This is a genomic window from Paenibacillus sp. fava2, from assembly GCF_058313675.1.
The window spans coordinates 23,037-41,294 of the sequence record NZ_CM177755.1 but is presented as its reverse complement, the minus strand read 5'-3'; the positions used below and the strand labels follow the sequence as shown (position 1 = coordinate 41,294).

Sequence of the window (18,258 nt, the reverse complement as noted above, 5' to 3'; positions counted from 1 at the left end):
TGATTTATCGATCACTGCCTCCCGTTATGATTGAAATCGAAAACAAGCCTTAGCATTTAGGCCAAGGCTTACGGTTGACAACAGAGACAGCCGCATTCATGTTACTGAAGCGGACTGGCCAGGAGGCTCAGTTCAGGATTGTTATCCAAGGCTTGCTTGCAATAATCGCAAGTAACCTTCACCGTGATTTCGCCGTCTGAATCATACGCTATGATGTCTCTGCGTTCCGCAGGGGTCAAGGAGTGAAGGCCCAGCTGTATTTCTGTAGCGCTGCTTCTATTGATGCTTCCCAGAAATGTCCGGCAGTGCCTGCACACGTAGTGTATTGCCATCTATATGCCTCCTGAAGGTAGTATATACCCTTCAGTATGCCCCGTACCCTGTGTATTTAGCCCGGAACAGGGGCACGGGCGCTGCTGTTAACCGTTGAATTTGGCCATTGTCTGCTCAAAGGTATGCTGCAGACTGAACTCCAGTGCATCACAGGTATCCAGAATCATCGATTTCAGCTTCTCCCCGTCCTTCTTGGGGAAGGTAGAGAGCACATAATCTACGATGGCATAGCCCGGCTCCGGACGGGAAATGCCCATCCGCACCCGGTTGAAGCTCTGGGTGCCAGTATGCTGGATAATTGATTTGATGCCGTTATGGCCTCCGGCGCTGCCTTGATACCTTAGCCGGATTTTGCCGATTTCAGTATCCAGATCATCATACACTACAATCAGGTCCTCAAGGGCTACTTTATAATATTCCATATAGGCGCGAACCGCTTCTCCGGACAGGTTCATAAAAGTCATGGGCTTAATCAGGACGGTCTTGACCCCGCCGATCATCCCTTCACCGATCACGGATTTGCATTTGTTCTGATTAAAGCTTATTCCGTTTCTGGCTGCAAGCTCGTCGAGCGCCATAAACCCGACATTGTGCCTTGTCTTGGCATACTGGGTTCCCGGATTTCCGAGTCCAACAATCCATTTCATGATTCCGGCCTATCCTTTCTATCCTCTCGTAAGCAGAAGAGTTCCGTTTTTGGTACAATGAGTTGTATATACTCCAGAGACAGGTGATGAACGATGCCACATCAGGGCGAAATCTTAACGCTTCAGCGCCATTTCCAGTATCACATTCAGTATGCTGTGCCTGTCGAGATCTACAGGGACGATGTGTTCGTGGCTATCGGTGTAGTTACGGCCGTTGACGAGGGTTTTGTTGAATTGCAGGGCACCCTCTACAACCGCGGCATCTTTACCTTTGTTTCCCGTCCGGGGTACTAGAAGGCCAGCATACGCCGATAAGGGTTACATCTTCCGACACCGGAGGTGTAACCCTTTTTTTGCATATCAGATTCAGCCGGCGCACCGGCTTGTCCTACTCGATCTCGAACAGTTTGCTGATTGACAATTCCTCGTGAACGCGGATAATCGCTTCACCCATCAGCGGAGCCACAGACAATACCTTCAGCTTGGAAGTCGGATTGGCACTGCGGATCGGAATGGTATCCGTTACGATAATTTCCTTAATCGGCGAATTCTCCAGGCGTTCATGCGCCGGACCGGACAATACAGGGTGAGTACAGCAGGCGTATACTTCCTTCACGCCGCCTTCCATCAGTGCATTGGCCCCTAATACGATTGTACCGGCTGTATCGATGATATCATCGATCAGAATCGCCGTCTTGCCTTCAATGTTACCGATAATATTCATAACTTCACTGACATTCGGCTCCGGACGGCGCTTGTCAATGATCGCCAGCGGGGCGTTAAGGAAATCAGCAAGCTTTCTTGCGCGCACTACGCCGCCGTGGTCCGGTGAAACGACAACCGGATTCTCAATCTGTTTGGAGCGGAAATACTGCGCCAGAATCGGAACGCCCAGCAGATGGTCGACCGGGATATCGAAGAAGCCTTGAATCTGCATAGCATGAAGGTCCATGGTAATAACACGGTGCGCGCCTGCCTTCTCGATCAGGTTCGCTACCAGCTTGGCCGTAATCGGATCACGGGAGCGTGCTTTGCGGTCCTGACGCGCATAGCCGTAGTATGGAATAACTACGTTGATGCTCTTGGCCGAAGCGCGTTTGAGCGCATCCACCATAACGAGCAGTTCCATCAGGTTATCATTAACCGGGCCGCACGTGGATTGGACAATGTAGACATGGCAGCCCCGGACACTTTCCGAAAGCTTAACCTGGATCTCTCCGTCACTGAAGCTTGTAGTGTGTGACTCCCCCATCGGAATGCCGATATAGTCGGCAATCTGACTGGCCAGCTTTGGATTGGAGTTACAAGTAAAGATCTTTAATTTTGAATCGCAATAAGTCATAAAATATAAACCCTCCGTGACGGAATTTAACTTCCAAGCAGCGCCGGACAACCCTTGTGCTCTGTCCGGCGCTCTGGCTTTGGCCTTTACGATGGACTAAGACTGTTCTTTCTTGGCTTTGGCGCGGGCGCGGATCTTATCCGCATACCCCGGCTTATTCTCCTGTCTTACTCTGGCCACAGCCAGATCATTCTCCGAAACAGAGCGTGTAATCGTCGAACCTGCTACAACAAAAGCCCCTTTGCCCACGGTTACCGGAGCAATCAGATTGACGTTGCTGCCGATGAAGGCATCATCCTCAATGGTGGTCTTTGCTTTATTATATCCGTCGTAGTTAACGGTAATTGCACCGCATCCGACATTGACGTTCTTGCCGACAGACGCGTCCCCGATATAGCTTAAATGCGATACTTTGGAGCCGTCGCCGATTGTGGCATTCTTGACCTCTACAAAATCGCCGATCTTCACCTCTTCACCAAGCACCGCGCCCGGCCGCAGATAAGCGAACGGACCGACAGATGCCCGTGCCCCGACGGTAGCCTGGCTCAGCACGGAATGCTTCACGGAAGCGCCGTCCCTGATTTCGGAATCCTCAATATCACTGGAAGGTCCGATCACACAGCCCTCTCCGATTACAGTCTTGCCTTTGAGCAGAGTCGAAGGGTGCAGAATGGTATCGGCACCAATAACAACATCCGCTCCGATATAAGTCGAGGCCGGATCAATGATCGTTACCCCGTTAAGCATATGTGTCTTGTTGATCCGCTGGCGCATATGTCCCTCTACTTCGGACAGTGCGAGCCGGTCGTTAACGCCAATAGACTCCGCAGCGTCATGAGCCTGATATCCCAGAACGATATCACCCTGTGCCCGGAGTATGCCGATACAATCGGTTAAATAATATTCCTGCTGATTATTGTTGTTCGTCACCTGTTCCAGCGCGGCGAACAGCTTAGCATTATCAAAGCAGTAAGTGCCTGTATTAATTTCCTTCACAGCCGCCTCTTCCGCCGAGCAGTCCTTCTGCTCAACAATCTTCAGCACACCGCCTTCTTCTCCGCGGATAATCCGTCCATAACCCGCAGGCTGGTCCATTACAGCAGTCAGGATAGATGCTGCCGCCTTCTGTCCTTCATGCAGTGCCATTAATCCTTCCAGCGTTTCAGGCGTGATAAGCGGGGTATCTCCGCAAATGACAATCGTCGTGCCTTCTTCACCGCCGAGAAGTTCCTTAGCCTGCTTCACTGCATGCCCGGTCCCGAGCTGGGTTTCCTGAAGCACATATTCAGCATTCTGGCCCAGATAAGCCTTCACTGCGTCTGCTCCATGTCCGACTACTACAATATTGCGTTCACATCCGGTCGCCTTTACGGTATCAAGCACATGCCCTACCATCGGCTTGCCGCAGACGGGATGCAGTACTTTGTATAATTTAGATTTCATGCGCTTGCCTTGACCTGCAGCAAGTACAACAGCCATTCTTTTCAAGAATGCCAACCTCCTACTTCTTGAGCTCACTACTGAATATATCTCATTCCGGGCAAAAAGAAAAGAGAACCATGCTGCCATGGTTCCCTTTTCTTCGAACCCCAATTGAAAACGGCCTGACCTTACGCCACCCCTTACGGGCAGGCGTTCTTCAGAGAAAGCACGCTTAGCGCCTAAGCTCCCTCTTCAATAACTTCCTCTTCTTCCGTAGCGGCGCGATCGTACTCGGCCAGAACCGCAGATTGAATCTTTTCGCGTGTTCCCGAAGAAATCGGGTGTGCGATATCGCGGAATTCACCGTCCGGTGTACGCTTGCTGGGCATTGCAACGAACATCCCATTATTACCGTCGATGACGCGAATGTCATGAACAACAAACTCGTTATCGATGGTAATGGATGCGATTGCCTTCATTCTCCCCTCAGAGTTGACGCGGCGGAGTCTGACATCCGTAATTTGCATGTGTGTGTTCACCACCTTTTTCCATCAGAGACTTGGTGTATAATTCCACACAGCAAAGCGAATTCCTTCTTTTTGATTCCAAAAAATGACTACTAAAGAAGATTATTTTTGCTAAATCAGCGTTTTCGACACATTTCGTGCTATTTTCTAATGGTTCCTCATGTTTTCGACACTTTACTGCACTTTGCTAAGCCGTCGATTCTTCCCCTCCTAAGAGGAAAAATAGTTACCGGGGTGCGCGGAAATTCTCCGCTCCCTGGAGTCCACTTCGGTCAGCTTCACCAGAGACACATAATCATGCAGCAGCCGTTCTTCCGTCTCTACCGCACCTGACTCAACTAGCACGCCGACTCCGGCAACCTGGGCGTTAAATTCGCCGAGCAGATCAACCATACCGCGTACCGTACCGCCTGCCTTCATGAAGTCATCCACAATCAGCACGCGCGATTTCTCGCGCAGCGCCCGTCTCGACAGGGACATCGTATGAATGCTCTTATGGGAGCCGGACACATAGTTGATACTTACCGCCGAGCCTTCCGTCACCTGATGGTCACGGCGGACGAGCACTACAGGCAGACCAAGCTGGGCGGCTGTAGCATAAGCAAGCGGAATCCCCTTAGTCTCTACAGTCATTACCACATCAATATCTACGCCGTAAAAGGCGGTGGCAATGATTTTGCCCGCCTGCTCCATTACGGAAGGGAGACCCAGCAGGTCGGACATATACAGATAGCCGCCGGGAAGAATCCGGTCACTCTGCTCAAGCTCCCCGCACAGGCGGTTAACAAAGGCCAGCGCCATATCTGTCGGCATGCGCGGAATATAGCGTACACCGCCGGCTGCCCCGGCCAGCGTCTGAAGCTCGCCCATGCCCTCCCCTTCAAATACCTCTTTTATAATAGCCAAGTCCTCACTGATGGATGACTTCGCCGCACCGTACCGGTCCGCAAAGGTGGATAACGGCAGCAGGTCATGCGGTTTCTCTAGCAAAAATTGGGTCATATCAACCAAACGTTGGCTTCTTTTAAGTTTTTTCACGGAATACTCCTCGCCAAAACCGAATATTATTAAAAATAATATCATTTTTGTACGGAATTACACAAGAAGAAACGGACCTGCCGCCCTTTTCGGGAAAAGGTTCCGTTTCTCCAAAGGTTAAGTCAGCGAGCGCACAGCGTATACTTCCTTGCAGAAGCCGCGCAGCCCGTTGTAGATTCTAGCCACCTTGGATTGCTTAGAGACCAGGCCAAATACCGTCGGCCCGCTCCCGGACATCAGTACTCCGTCAGCCCCCAGCTTCACCATGGCTTCCTTGAGCTGCTGAACCTCAGGGTGCAGCTTCAGGGTCACATCCTCCAGCACATTGCCCAGCCGTGCGCAGACTGCCCCAAAGTCTCCTGCCTCAATAGCCTCCTGCATCCGTGAAGCCGATGGATGCACGGCGATCTGATTGGCCCGCACACGGCCATATACTTCGGCTGTAGAGACATTGATCGGAGGCTTCGCCAGGATAACCCAGCACTGCGGCGGATTCGGGATCGGCGTCAGCTTCTCCCCCCGGCCGGTGGCCAGAGCCGTACCGCCAGTGACGCAGAACGGGACGTCCGAGCCAAGCTCGGCGCCAAGCTCCTGCAGCTCCTCTGCGGGGATATTCAGGCGCCAGAGCCGGTTCAGGCCGCGCAGCGTAGCCGCGGCATCACTGCTGCCGCCGGCAAGGCCGGCAGCGACCGGAATTCTTTTGTCCAGATGAATATGTACTCCGCTCTTCACATTGTAGCGGTCTTTAATAAGCCTCGCTGCCTGAAAGGCCAGGTTCTTCTCATCAAGCGGTATATATCCGGCCTGGCTAGAGATGATAATGGAGTCACGCTTCAGCTCAGACAGCTCCAAACGATCCGCCAGATCAACCATTGTCATAATCATTTCAACCTCATGAAACCCGTCAGCACGCTTGCGAAGCACATCCAGCATCAAATTAATTTTGGCTGGCGCTTTTTCATACATTTTCAAGGCGTTCACCCACCCTCAGCTTTTCCCGTAAAAACAACTTAACATATTATATGAGAAACTTGTAATGAAGTCCATGATCAAAAGTAAAGCCTGTTGCGGCAGGCCAAAAAGAGGGCCCTGCCGGTCAGGCAGTTCCCTCTTTTACGGATCTGCTAAAAAAGACAGATTATATATCCGACTTACGGGCAGCCTGCTCGGCAAGCTGGATAGCCCGCTTCACCATATTGCCGGCGTCCTTGGCCCGGATTCCGCCCCAGCCGTCCTTTTCCACCGTTTCGTAAAAGCCAAGCTCCTTGGCCAGCTCCGTCTTCAGTTCTTCTGACATCATACCCCGTCTTCTGCGGCTCATAGGTAAAAGTCCTCCCTTACAGTAGTGGATAAGAAGCATATTGCCCCTATAGTATGCTGCTGCAGGGCGCTGCCCATTCCCCGATACCTGTACTTGCCCCAACAAGACGAAATGCACAAACAAAAACAGCCCCTTGTAGGGACTGTCCTGTAATGCGTTAAGCCTTAATATACACAACCTGCATCTGCCCGTCATCTTCATAAACAGTGATTTCTACTGATTCAGTGAGGATATCGGCATAGCTATAGGAGACACGCTTAAAGGTCTGCTGCTCCTGATCCAGTTTGACAATAAAAACAGAAGGGTACGTTTCTTCCAGGACACCGGTGCGTTCAACGGTCTTACGGCGGCCACCATTAGCCCGCAACGTAATCTTATGACCGACGTGAGCTTCGAGACTGCGTTTGATTTCCAACAGCGCGTTATTAGCCATTGCCTGACGACCACCTCTTTCCTTGTCCCATTATACAACTTTTCACAAACTTTGTCAAAACAAATAATTAATTATAGATGATGCTAAAATAGTTGTCAACGGAATTTTTTTGAGAGAGTAGATTGCTGTTATAACTTAATTGTTAGCGGCAATCTTACTTTTAGATATGCATTCATTTCTTTGCCCCCAAACACATAAAAAAGAAGAAGGATAGCCCTAATGACTATCCTTCCCCTCTTATGTCCCGGTCATTCTCCAATTATGGAGATAAGTACTATATGGCCGACGGTGTTACCTTTAGTGTAGACAGGTTCTGCAGCCGCGGCATACCGATCCGGAAGCTCCCCCTGGTCTCAATACCGCCTATTCCCATGCTTCCGCTAATCGTATGGCCCAGCACATCCCCCAGGTTCACTGTCTCACGGACCGAGGTGAAAGCTGCCTTGGCTGCGATATACACAGGGTCCAGGGCGTGGATCAGTATTCTTCCCGGGGAGCTGGCAAAGTTGGCCCCTGTCCCTAGAAGTGCCTCAAAGTGGGACTGGCATGCCCCGGCCACGATTGTCAGGGCGTCAAAGTTACGTTCATACTCACGCGCAGCCTGAATTGCCGCCACAAAGTTCTGTGAATTCTTGTAGCTGGCCAGGCTGTAAAGATCATAAGTATGGGGCTGCTTCAGCACACCGTCATGGCCTGTGATGACCACAATATCCGGACGGACGCGCGGCAGCAGCCGGTAGAGCGTCTCTGCCATTTTGGATTCATGCACATGATGCCCTTCAGCCGGAATCCGCAGCTGTTCGTAGAGGCTCAGGCTTTTCCGCAGATAAAGCTGATCCCCGTCCAGGTGCAGCACTTTGCCAGGCACCTCAAAATAGGCCGTTTCTTTGGGCGTCTGGGGCCAGCCGGCAGCAGCGCTCTCCCCGCTCCGCTGGCTCTGCTCCTGGCGGTCCCTTCGCAGCTTGGTCAAAGACTCGGTAGCTTTGATCTGCGCCTGCTGGCCGCGTTCTGTGATACGGGTGGGCGGCACCTGGATCAGGTCATCCAAGGGGGAATCTGCAAGCAGGCGAAATTCCGTACCTTTGATGACGGCTGCATTCTGTACTATATTTTCTACCCGGAAGGTCACATCTCCGCCATATGATTTACGAACGACCAAATCTCCTAAATTCATTACAACACCACCTCTACCCCCATCGTATGGGCAAAGGCCCCGGTTGGTTCATAAACCGGCTTATTTTCGGAAATTAGATATTCCCGCCCCTGATGCTATTTAACTCCGGCTGCCAGCAGTACTGCGCTCAGCCGCGCATACTCGGCAATGCTCAGCGTCTCCCCGCGCCGGCTGGGTTCAATTCCCGCTTCAGCGAGCAGCGCCTCAAGGCGTTCACGCCCTTCACCGGGGAAGAAGCGGGCCTTCAGGTTGTTGGCAATCGTCTTGCGCCGCTGCGTGAATGCAGCCTGCACCACCTCAAAAAAGTGCTTCTCATCCTCCACTTCAACCGGCGGCTGTTCCCGCACCTTCAGGCGGATTACCGCAGATTCCACATTCGGCTGCGGAATAAACACCGTGCGCGGCACAATGCAGACCAGTTCAGGCTCGCTGTAGTATTGGACTGCTATGCTGAGGCTGCCGTATTCCTTGCCGCCCGGAGAGGCCGCCATACGTTCAGCAACCTCCTTCTGGATCATGACAACAATATTATCAAGCGGCAGCTTCTCTTCCAGCAGCTTCATGAGTATAGGTGTGGTTACATAGTAAGGCAGATTAGCTACAACACTTACCTTATCTACCGCGGCAAAATCCTCAGCGAACAGCTCCTGCAGATTCACCTTCAATACGTCGTCATTGCGTACTTTGACATGCGGGTAAGCCGCCAGCACGTCGCGGAGGATCGGGATCAGCCTACGGTCAATTTCCACCGCAGTGACGGCGCCTGCCTCCAGTGCAAGCCGCTCCGTAAGCGCCCCGATGCCAGGCCCGATCTCCAGGGCTCCTGAAGAGGCGGTGAGTCCGGCTGCATCGACAATTTTGTCCAGAATGTTCTGATCAATCAGAAAGTTCTGGCCCAGGCTTTTTTTAAACGAGAATCCGTACCGCTGAATAATTTCCTTTGTCCGTGTCGGGGACGAGATATGGTCATGTCCGCTCATATGGTGATGCCTCCCTGATCAATTTGCGTAAGTGCCGCCTGAAACTCCTCCCGGGTAATCCCAAACATCGCCAGCCGTTTATACAGCTGCTTGCCGTTGCAGTAGCCGATACCGAGCGCATTGCCGAGCGCCATTCTCCGCTCAGCCGCTCTGGGATGCACCAGCATCCCTGCCGCCATAAGCTCGTCCAGGCCAATCAGCGCAGGTGCACCCTCAAAAGAGGTATGCACATTGGCCAGCGCATGGCGGATCGCCTCAGGCGAGGCATTTTCCACTCCAATATCGCCTTTGCGGGTTGCATCCTTCTCCGGAATAAAGGCATGCTTGCAGCCCGGAACCTTGGACGAGACAATCTTGCGTATGCGCTCACCGGCATGGTCGGGATCGGTCAGGATGATGACTCCCCTGCGTTCCATAGCCAGCGCAATTTTGGCAATCACCTTGCGGTCAACTGCAGAACCGCCCGTCTCTATTGTATCGGCCTCCACCGCCCGCTTGACGGCTACCGTATCACTTTTGCCTTCCACTACAATTAATTCTTTGATCATCGCGATGATCTCCTTCCCTTACAACACAAAAAGAAGAGGATTCGCTCCCCTTCTTTTTGGCTAAAGAATGTATAAGTGATGAGCTAGCCCGTTCATAAAGTGCTACCCTCACTATATCGTATAAACCGCTAATTTGCAAAAACTGCCGCCTTAATTCAACTCCGGCTTCACTGGTCCAATTACGTATACCGTCCGGGACTTCCGTCCGAAATTACGGGCATGGCTTAATGAATCGTAGTAAACATCGATCTTGTTGCCTTTAATGGCACCGCCTGTATCCTCTGCACGGCGGAAACCCAATCCCTCAATGTACACCCACCAGCCGATAGGTATTACATCCGGATCAACAGCAATGGTACGGCCTTCAGTTACGCGTGTTCCGGAAGCCGTCTTTGTTCCGATGCCCGGTTCTTCAGAAGAATAAGCTGTCATCGACACATTCTTGATCATTTTCTTATATTCAAAGTCTACGCCTGCCTTGTGCACGACGTTGGTTGTTGCCGCTACTTTTTTAGCAGAACTGGAGGTAGTTGTTGTTTTGGTTTTGGTTGGGGTTGCTGCAGCAACAACAGGTGTCGGAAGCTTCTTGATACCAACGGCAATGATCTTGTCTTTGGTAACGGTCTGCACTTCCTTGCCGATCAGGGTCTTCGAGACCAGCTCACCATCCTGATAGATCTTCTGGTAATGCTGGATGATGGCTCCCGGCTTGCCTGCCTGTGCAACTCTTACGTCTCCCTTATACAGGGAGGGATCTGCGGTTTTGATGACTTTGAAAGGCAAACTTACCGTCTGCTGTACCGTTTGCTTGGTAATACGGACAATCTTGACTTTCATGTCAGGTGTAACTGCGGTGTCTAGCGAAGGGAAAATCTTGTCGTCGCCATCCAGGCTGTAGCCCAGCTTGGTAATAGCGTCCCCGAGTGAATCCTCGGTGGTATACAGCGTCTTGGTTGCGCCGTCTGCAGTAAGCGTAAGCTTCTGCGCACGGGTAATGGTAACACGGTCTCCGTCCTGTATTTCATCGCTAAGACCTATCGATACTACGTCATGCGGCGTAAGCGTAATCTGTTCTTTGGCCAGCACGTCGCTAAGCAGCGCCTCACGCGTTTCGAGCGTCAGCACTTCTCCGTCTATTACTAAGTTGATTACTTTATTACCTTGGCCGTGTACGTACAGCAGAATTAACAGTGCGATAACAATGGATACCGCACCTGCAAGTGAAAGTACGCGAGGATTCACTTGCTTGAGCCGTAATGCGAATGACCTGCTGGATGATTGCGAATCATGGGATACTTCTGGTTGGAATACGCCCATTCTCTCCATCCTCCTTACATAGCCCCGTCGTCCAAATAGTATATCAAAGTTGACTGAATCATATCTGACGAAACTAAGTTTGAGATTGCAACAGGATACGCCCGCATATCTTAAGCGTTTCCTGCTCATGGATCGCCTGCCCGGCATAATGACTCCCAGAACCTGTTATATAACAGTATGCTGGGGACAGCCGCATTATTCATAACAAAAAAAGCCCAAAAGAGTTCTATAGAGGACTCTTTCGTGGCTTCTCCGGATGTTAGAATACGCGGGAATGTGTATGCACGAGGTTTCCTCTCTTACTTGCGCTTACGGGGTTAGCTGTCGGGTTCGGGCATAAGAGAGACGCCCTATTTCAGGTCACCCGCTCACGGCGGTTGCCCTCAAATTCACCCCAAAGACCACGTGAAGAAATCAAATAAAGTCTGCGGCATTTCTTGTGTTGTACTCTATGTACGCCCATGCGGCAGTGCATTATTGGTTCCCCCGTTCTCCATACGGAGACTCAGCGAGACGATCCATGAATCAGTGACTGTCACAGTAACAACAGCTCACTGCACTGAAAAGATGATATCCTGTTTTGATGCATGTTGTAAAGGACGGTTCAACCACGTTTACGCAAAAAAATGATTAAAATATTGTAATATTCGCCCATTTTGAGTTTAAAAAGATTTAATATATCGGTTATACTTCTTTTTTCACCGCTTTTACTCCCGATTTCAGACAATACCAAATCGTACCAGTGCGTTCGTATACGTAATTTCCGCTAATTCCTGTAAATCAATCCCTTTTATTTCCGCCGCAGCTTCTGCAACTAATTTTACATAACTGCTCTCATTCCGCTTGCCTCTGAAGGGGTGCGGAGTCAGATAAGGGGAGTCAGTTTCGATCAGCAGGCGATCTAGCGGTGTCTTCGCCAGCACCTCTTTGGGCACCCTAGCATTCTTGAAGGTGACCGGTCCGCCGAAGCCCAGATGGAAGCCCAGATCGAGGCACATTTTTGCCGTTTCCCAGCTGCCGGAGAAAGAGTGCATGACACCGCCCACCTCATTCGCCTTCTCTTCCCGCAGAATCCGCACCACATCCTCATGGGCATCACGGTTATGAATACAGATTGGCATGTTCAGCTCACGGGCCAGCCCGATCTGCTTGCGCAGCACCTCATGCTGTACCTCTTTCGGTGAAGTATCCCAGTAATAATCCAGACCGATTTCCCCGATGGCCACCACTTTGGGATGACTGCACAGCGAAGCAATCCACTCGAGATCCCCTTCCTTCATGTCAATTGCATCAACGGGATGCCATCCGACGGCTGCATAAATATAATCATAGGTCTCGGCCAGCTTCATGGTGGTCGGGATCGTCTCACGGTTAAAACCGATATTAATCATCTTCGTTACTCCGGCTTCCCTTGCTCGGGAGATCACTTCCTCGCGGTCTTCGTCGAATTGTGGAGCATCCAGATGGGTGTGTGTGTCAAATAGACGCATTATACAGCTTCCTTTCTGTCTTCATTTCTATGATGAATGCCAACTTTTTTTGTATTATTTTGCAAAAATCTCTGCGATCGAGGAAGGCAGCAGCGGAAGAGCCTTTTGCAGCTTGTCCTGCGGGAAATATAGATGATATCTGCCGCGGTGAATCCCGCTGATTGAGCGTACAATATCAGAGACCTCGGATATTTCCCGCAGTTTATCATGGCGGTCAAGCAGCAGAATCTGCTTGCTGTCAAAAGCATCGCCCGGACGGAATACATCATAGGGGAGATCTGTCGGAAAATCGATTTCCAGGTCATATTCGGCATTTAGTCCGGCACCGGCAAAGCTGCGGCGGATTTCGCCAATGGTCTCGGAATCGAGATTCTCTATCTCTACATATTTATACAGTTTACGGTGTATAAAACGGCAGCACAAGTCGCTCAGCAGCTCATCCTGCTCCAGTGTCCATTGCATAAAGGCTGTCTGAATCATGGCTTCATCCAGCAGGAGATACTGCTCCACAGTCACCTCGCCCCTGAACAGGTCCTTTAAAGGCTCAATCATGAATCCAAAGGCATATCCGTTCTGGAAAAGCTCCTTCGCCCTGCGGAAAATCTGGCGGAGTATAATCTCCGAGCTGCGGGTTACCGGGTGGAAATACACCTGCCAGTACATCTGGTAACGGGACATCAAATAATCCTCTATGGCGTGCATGCCGGACTCTTTAACGACTACTCTGCCATGATAAGGGCGCAGCATCCGGAGAATACGGTCAATATCAATGGTTCCGTAGTTAACTCCGGTATAATATGCATCGCGAAGCAGATAATCCATCCGGTCGGCATCAAGCGGCCCTGATACCAGGTTGACCACAATTTCATGCTCATAGGTTTTGGAGATAACCGAGGCCACTTTCTGGGGAAAATCTTCAGCAACATCCTTTAGAATGGCTGTAATCTCTGTGTCCTCCAGAATGATCCGGCAAGTCCAGTCTTCATGATTCATTTCGAAGGCTTCCTCTATGGAATGGGAGAAGGGGCCGTGTCCCAGATCATGCAGCAGTGCTGCACACAGGGTCAAGAGGCTCTCTTCCGGCATCCAGTCCTTATAACCGCTCCGTTCAAACTGGGAAATAATCCGCCGTGTAATTTCATACACCCCCAGCGAATGGGAGAACCGGCTGTGCTCTGCTCCGTGGAACGTAAGATAGGAGGTGCCGAGCTGGCGGATACGCCGCAGGCGCTGAAACTCCCTGGTATTAATCAAACGCCAAATAATGGTTTCCTGCACATGGACATAATTATGGACCGGGTCCTTAAAAACCTTCTCCTCTGACAGCAGCTGTTTCACAGGATCAACTCCTTCACCATAATTTTATTAGTAATTCATTGGTATTAAGTCTATAATAATGAATAATGTCATAGTTTGTCGAATAATGGTAATTTGTATATCCGCAAATCGACAACTCAATTTCATGCACTTTTCGGGAAAACCCGGATAACTGCAGGGGTTGCGAAAGCTTTCTTTTAAAAATTCCTTAAAATTAGCCTCAAAAAAGGTTGACTGTTTTGGGAATGGTTGGTATTATAAATATCATAAAACGGTGAACAATGTCGAATAATGACGCTTTTGAACTTTGAGAGGAGCAAGATTGCAATGATGAAATCAACAGGGATTGTAAGAAAAGTAGACGAGCTTGGACGGGTTGTTATTCCGATCGAATTGCGCCGTACTCTGGGCATTGGAGAAAAAGATGCGCTCGAAATTTACGTGGACGGTGAGCGGATCATGCTGAAAAAGTACGAGCCTGCCTGCATTTTCTGCGGCAACGCCGAGAACGTTACTTATTTCAAGGGAAAAATCGTTTGTCACGAATGCATTTCTGCTATTCCTACCCCTGTGACAAATTAAATCAAATCGGTTATAATAGGAACTAATCCAATTGTTAATTCTAACCTTTTTATATCTCCTTGGCCTCCCGTTTATGCGGGGGGTATTTTTTTGCGGTTATGATGGGGCTTCCCCCGTTTTCCCCCTTTAATTTGTATCTTTTACTTCTTATAAACCTTAAACCATAATAATTAAGCCAACATAAAATGTCTTTACTTACCCTCCCAAACCCTCCCTGACAGGGAGGGCCCCAAAGGGCCCCGGCCCTCTGGACACCCGGAAGCTTGTCTGATTAAGCAGCAACGCGGACAAAAGTATTGTTCGGCGGAAGACCGGTCCTTTATCGGGCAAGCCCTCAGGGCCTTGTCATGCGAGTGACTCCCTTATAGGCGGTTTGCCTATGAGGGCTGCGCAGGGTGCTCCCGTGATGAGGATGAGGAGAAACGCGCTCTCCCTTCGGGAATCGCTCACAGCGGTGAATAGCTATATTTTAGACAGTTAAATTACTCCATATTTTATGGTAAATATTTTAGTATGCAATTTATACACTTATATCCATATAGAACCTCAAAATTGAGTAATTTCCTTAATTATAAATGTATAAAATACATTTTTAGCTAATAAAAGGGACTATTTGTGCCAAATAGGTGTACAAAATGAAATTATTTCTATAAATAAATTGATATGAATTGATCCAACAGCTCGTTTGGAGTTTTGAAGCTTCTTTATAGGAGAGCTTAAGGCAGAACGCTTACCCTCTGCTCCCTCTTACTCCTGCTCCAGCAGAGCATTATAAATATCCCGTTTAGCCAACCCGCGGTCGGAGGCTGCTTTTTTCATAGCGTCCTTACGTGTCAGGCCAGAGGATTCATAATGGGCAACATGCTGTTCAATGCTCAGCTCACGCCACCAGGAAGATTCGGCCAACTCGGCCTCCTCCTTGCTTTCTCCCTCAACGACAATGACGTATTCTCCAAGCGGCGGATGCTCGGTCAACCAGGTAATACACTCCTCAATCGTGCCCCGCAGAAATTCCTCATAGCGCTTGGTCAGCTCACGGGCCAGGACGACACGGCGGTTGCCGAAAGTCTCCTGCAGGTGAGCCAGCGTCTTGGCTACCCGATGCGGCGATTCGTAGAAGAGTAACGTGCTCTGTTCTGTACGCAAGCCGGTTAATACAGCGCGGATATCTTTGCGTTCACGCGGAAGGAATCCGATGAAGGTAAAGCTGGCGGTCGGCAGTCCGGAGGCAATTAAAGCTGACAACGCTGCGTTAGCTCCCGGGATCGGAATGACCGGAATACCGTGGCTGACAGCGAGTGCAACCAGGTCTGCACCCGGGTCGGAAATGGCCGGCAGACCGGCGTCACTGACCAGCGCCAGATTTTTACCTTCTATTATATAGCGTATTAATTCCGGTCCGCTGGCCGCCTTGTTATGCTCATGATAACTGAACAGCATCGAAGGTGTTATTTCGAAATGGCTTAGCAGCTTGCGGGTCTGTCTCGTATCCTCGGCGGCAATAATGTCACATTCCTGCAAAGTGCGCACGGCCCGGTAGGTCATGTCCTCCAGATTGCCGATCGGCGTAGCGACCAGATACAGGCTGCCGCTTCCCCCTGGCGCACCTGTGGCGGCTTCTGAATTTTTTTGAAAACTGCTCTGGCATTGTATGGTCATTGGCTGTTATCCTCTTTGTTTCCATAATAGATGTCCATGATTTCCGGACAGTATTGATTGTCATCATTATATACGATGAGCGGCGGTTGTAAACGCACCTCAGGCTTTCCGTCCCTTGCCGCTTCAATTAATACCATATTGGCTTCCAGATGAGCCCTCGGGTGAACAAACCGGATAATCTTCGGCTCCAGCCTGTATTGTCTCATTATACTGATGATGTCTACAAGCCGCTGGGGTTTATGCACCATACTAACTTTGCCTCCGGTACGAACGAGCCGGACACAGGCCTGAATGACCTCCTCCAGTGTACAGCCGATCTCATGCCGGGCCATAGCCTGGTGCGTATTCAGCTTGAGATCGCTTCCGTTAAGCGGCATGTACGGGGGATTAACGGTGATTGCATCATAAACACCATACCCGGCTATGTTATGCAGCTCACGTAAATCACCCTCATGAATCTGCACCCGCTCCTCCAGGCCGTTCAGGGCGACACTGCGCCGGGCCATATCCGCCAGACGGGGCTGAATCTCAATCCCTTCTATAGAAGCTTTGGTCCGTGTGGTCAATAACATGGGAATAACGCCATTACCGGTGCATAAATCAAGTACTCTGCCCCGCGGCGGAATGCTGGCGAAACGGGCCAGTAATACAGCATCCATTGAAAAGCTGAATACCTCATCGCTCTGGATAATCCGCAGATCATGAGTCAGCAGATCATCAATCCGCTCCGAGGGCTGCAAGGGCACATGTGCTTCGTTAAAAGAATTTGTCATTGTAATCTCCTAAAGTGTATAAATTCAAAAAAAACCGTAGGCGTAAATCTCCTACGGCTGGATATCCTCATTTATTAAGAAAAGAAAGACAGAACAGGCAGTCACCCTCTGTACGCAAATGTCCAAAATAGACATTGCAGATGTGAAAGCCCTCGTGATACAGCCGGGCCAGATTATCATAACCTTCCCCGACGACCTCCTCTGTTCCTTCAGCGGCAGCCAGCAGTGCTTCTGCTTCAGCTGTATCCACGGCCGGATCCAAAGGTGCTTCCCTTTTCAGTATTTTGCGGAGCTGTTCATTTTCCAGACTGAGCCTTTGATTGGCTTCCATTAGTTCCTTGACCGTCTGTTTCCAATCTCCGAGCGTGGCGCGCATGGTTTCCATCTGCGCTTCCATCTCCTGCATGTGTGCAAATATATTTATCTTCTCCAAGTTTCCACCCCGAAAGTAACCTTATATGGTTTACTTGACGACAACATCATCCATTGGAAGTTCCTTAACTTTGCCCACTTCGAACAACTGCACATGAACCGTTCGGCTTCCGGCGTTAATGCCTACTACCTTGCCTTCTCCCAGTGAGGTTATAACGAGCTTGCCTACGGCCGGCATTTCTTCCTTCGTGCTTTCGTAATTATCATGCTCAAACTTCAGACAGCACATCAGCCTTCCGCATAAGCCGGAAATCTTGGTTGGATTCAGCGAAAGATTCTGATCCTTGGCCATCTTGATCGATACCGGCTCAAAATCGCCCAGCCAGGAGGAGCAGCATAATACCCGTCCGCAAGGCCCAAGGCCGCCTAGCATCTTCGCTTCATCACGTACACCAATCTGCCGCAGCTCAATCCGGGTCCGGAAAATACTTGCCAGATCCTTGACCAGTTCACGGAAATCGACGCGTCCTTCAGCGGTAAAATAAAAAATAATCTTGTTGCGGTCAAAAGTGAACTCTACATCCACCAGCTTCATTTTGAGGCCATGATCGCGGATTTTATTTAAACAGGTGTTGAAAGCATCCTTTGCTGCACCCTTGTTCTCCTCCACCACACGGGCGTCGGTTTCACCGGCGATCCGCATGACTTTTTTGAGAGGCAATACAACATCGGCTTCCTGCACCTCTTTTTTGCCAACGACAACCTTACCGTATTCAACCCCTCGTGCCGTCTCCACAATAACGCATTGATCACGTTCAATCGGGAAATCAAGCGGATCGAAATAATATATTTTACCCGCTTTTTTAAAGCGGACGCCTACTACGCTGTACAAAAATTAACCCCCTTGTTTGCCGGTAAAAGGAACCCTTAAGCAAATCCGCTCCCTGGTGATCTATGCTTGTCCTTCCTTATCCGTGAAACCC

21 protein-coding genes and 1 riboswitch are annotated in these 18,258 nt (G+C 50.2%); of the genes, 2 read left to right on the top strand and 19 right to left on the bottom strand.

Translation table 11 applies throughout. From position 1 onward, the window contains the following. Nucleotides 1-101: 101 nt before the first annotated feature. Together fin and pth are read right to left on the bottom strand one after the other, a co-directional pair. On the bottom strand, nt 102-332 hold the full coding sequence (gene fin / locus AC4G46_RS00205) for an anti-sigma-F factor Fin (RefSeq protein WP_068728917.1): 231 nt from the start codon (nt 330-332) through the stop codon (nt 102-104). An 87-nt stretch (nt 333-419) separates the two neighbouring features. Then, nucleotides 420-980: an aminoacyl-tRNA hydrolase gene (gene pth / locus AC4G46_RS00200; protein ID WP_491126199.1), complete on the bottom strand. Its 561-nt coding sequence runs from the start codon at nt 978-980 to the stop codon at nt 420-422. Between the two features lie 93 nt (nt 981-1,073). Between pth and AC4G46_RS00195 the strand changes: the two genes are divergently transcribed. Further along, the gene (locus AC4G46_RS00195; RefSeq protein ID WP_068728914.1) at nt 1,074-1,274 is read left to right on the top strand and encodes a hypothetical protein; all 201 of its coding nucleotides are present in this window, start codon (nt 1,074-1,076) and stop codon (nt 1,272-1,274) included. A gap of 94 nt (nt 1,275-1,368) precedes the next feature. On the opposite strand, the gene AC4G46_RS00190 is transcribed toward AC4G46_RS00195, so the two are convergent. The 13 genes from AC4G46_RS00190 to AC4G46_RS00130 all read right to left on the bottom strand — a co-directional run bounded on the left by AC4G46_RS00190 (nt 1,369) and on the right by AC4G46_RS00130 (nt 13,910). Further along, nucleotides 1,369-2,322 (bottom strand): ribose-phosphate diphosphokinase, encoded by a 954-nt coding sequence (locus AC4G46_RS00190; RefSeq protein WP_036678796.1) that lies wholly within the window; start codon nt 2,320-2,322, stop codon nt 1,369-1,371. A gap of 96 nt (nt 2,323-2,418) precedes the next feature. Beyond that, entirely contained in the window at nt 2,419-3,810 is a 1,392-nt protein-coding gene (glmU, locus tag AC4G46_RS00185; RefSeq protein WP_491126198.1) for a bifunctional UDP-N-acetylglucosamine diphosphorylase/glucosamine-1-phosphate N-acetyltransferase GlmU, read from the bottom strand. Between the two features lie 173 nt (nt 3,811-3,983). After that, nucleotides 3,984-4,271, bottom strand: a complete 288-nt coding sequence (spoVG, locus tag AC4G46_RS00180; RefSeq protein WP_020425826.1) for a septation regulator SpoVG — start codon at nt 4,269-4,271, stop codon at nt 3,984-3,986. A gap of 210 nt (nt 4,272-4,481) precedes the next feature. Next, nucleotides 4,482-5,309 carry a pur operon repressor gene (gene purR / locus AC4G46_RS00175; protein ID WP_491126197.1) on the bottom strand — a complete coding sequence of 276 codons (828 nt, stop codon included), beginning with the start codon at nt 5,307-5,309 and terminating at the stop codon, nt 4,482-4,484. A gap of 117 nt (nt 5,310-5,426) precedes the next feature. Continuing rightward, on the bottom strand, nt 5,427-6,281 hold the full coding sequence (gene ispE / locus AC4G46_RS00170; protein WP_221803655.1) for a 4-(cytidine 5'-diphospho)-2-C-methyl-D-erythritol kinase: 855 nt from the start codon (nt 6,279-6,281) through the stop codon (nt 5,427-5,429). A gap of 166 nt (nt 6,282-6,447) precedes the next feature. Continuing rightward, on the bottom strand, nt 6,448-6,630 hold the full coding sequence (locus tag AC4G46_RS00165; RefSeq protein WP_068728905.1) for a small, acid-soluble spore protein, alpha/beta type: 183 nt from the start codon (nt 6,628-6,630) through the stop codon (nt 6,448-6,450). Between the two features lie 157 nt (nt 6,631-6,787). Beyond that, the gene (veg, locus tag AC4G46_RS00160) at nt 6,788-7,063 is read right to left on the bottom strand and encodes a biofilm formation stimulator Veg (protein ID WP_068728903.1); all 276 of its coding nucleotides are present in this window, start codon (nt 7,061-7,063) and stop codon (nt 6,788-6,790) included. A gap of 274 nt (nt 7,064-7,337) precedes the next feature. Further along, a complete protein-coding gene (gene yabG, locus AC4G46_RS00155) occupies nt 7,338-8,237 on the bottom strand; it encodes a sporulation peptidase YabG (protein WP_491126196.1) in 900 nt (299 codons plus the stop codon). A 95-nt stretch (nt 8,238-8,332) separates the two neighbouring features. Beyond that, nucleotides 8,333-9,217 (bottom strand): 16S rRNA (adenine(1518)-N(6)/adenine(1519)-N(6))-dimethyltransferase RsmA, encoded by an 885-nt coding sequence (gene rsmA, locus AC4G46_RS00150; protein WP_491126195.1) that lies wholly within the window; start codon nt 9,215-9,217, stop codon nt 8,333-8,335. Beyond that, nucleotides 9,214-9,765: a ribonuclease M5 gene (rnmV, locus tag AC4G46_RS00145; protein ID WP_491126194.1), complete on the bottom strand. Its 552-nt coding sequence runs from the start codon at nt 9,763-9,765 to the stop codon at nt 9,214-9,216. Before rnmV ends, rsmA begins: the two co-directional genes overlap by 4 nt. A gap of 150 nt (nt 9,766-9,915) precedes the next feature. Continuing rightward, nucleotides 9,916-11,082, bottom strand: coding sequence for a resuscitation-promoting factor (locus tag AC4G46_RS00140; protein ID WP_491126193.1), 1,167 nt, complete (start codon nt 11,080-11,082; stop codon nt 9,916-9,918). 291 nt (nt 11,083-11,373) lie between these two features. Then, a riboswitch (cyclic di-AMP (ydaO/yuaA leader) is annotated at nt 11,374-11,603 on the bottom strand. A 198-nt stretch (nt 11,604-11,801) separates the two neighbouring features. Continuing rightward, on the bottom strand, nt 11,802-12,572 hold the full coding sequence (locus AC4G46_RS00135) for a TatD family hydrolase (RefSeq protein ID WP_277472553.1): 771 nt from the start codon (nt 12,570-12,572) through the stop codon (nt 11,802-11,804). Between the two features lie 54 nt (nt 12,573-12,626). Further along, a complete protein-coding gene (locus AC4G46_RS00130; protein WP_068728884.1) occupies nt 12,627-13,910 on the bottom strand; it encodes an HD domain-containing protein in 1,284 nt (427 codons plus the stop codon). A 306-nt stretch (nt 13,911-14,216) separates the two neighbouring features. On the opposite strand from AC4G46_RS00130, the gene AC4G46_RS00125 reads away from it, so the two are divergent. Then, nucleotides 14,217-14,471 (top strand): AbrB/MazE/SpoVT family DNA-binding domain-containing protein, encoded by a 255-nt coding sequence (locus tag AC4G46_RS00125; RefSeq protein ID WP_019914502.1) that lies wholly within the window; start codon nt 14,217-14,219, stop codon nt 14,469-14,471. Between the two features lie 747 nt (nt 14,472-15,218). Here AC4G46_RS00125 and rsmI read toward each other — a convergent pair. The 4 genes from rsmI to AC4G46_RS00105 form a co-directional block, all read right to left on the bottom strand. Continuing rightward, nucleotides 15,219-16,130, bottom strand: a complete 912-nt coding sequence (gene rsmI / locus AC4G46_RS00120) for a 16S rRNA (cytidine(1402)-2'-O)-methyltransferase (RefSeq protein ID WP_491126192.1) — start codon at nt 16,128-16,130, stop codon at nt 15,219-15,221. Next, nucleotides 16,127-16,903 carry a tRNA1(Val) (adenine(37)-N6)-methyltransferase gene (locus AC4G46_RS00115; RefSeq protein WP_491126191.1) on the bottom strand — a complete coding sequence of 259 codons (777 nt, stop codon included), beginning with the start codon at nt 16,901-16,903 and terminating at the stop codon, nt 16,127-16,129. The genes rsmI and AC4G46_RS00115 overlap by 4 nt, the downstream gene beginning before the upstream one ends. Before the next feature lie 67 nt (nt 16,904-16,970). Beyond that, nucleotides 16,971-17,336, bottom strand: a complete 366-nt coding sequence (gene yabA, locus AC4G46_RS00110) for a DNA replication initiation control protein YabA (protein ID WP_068728883.1) — start codon at nt 17,334-17,336, stop codon at nt 16,971-16,973. Between the two features lie 30 nt (nt 17,337-17,366). Next, complete coding sequence (locus AC4G46_RS00105) at nt 17,367-18,167, bottom strand: PSP1 domain-containing protein (protein WP_068728881.1); 801 nt, start codon at nt 18,165-18,167, stop codon at nt 17,367-17,369. Nucleotides 18,168-18,258: the final 91 nt, after the last annotated feature.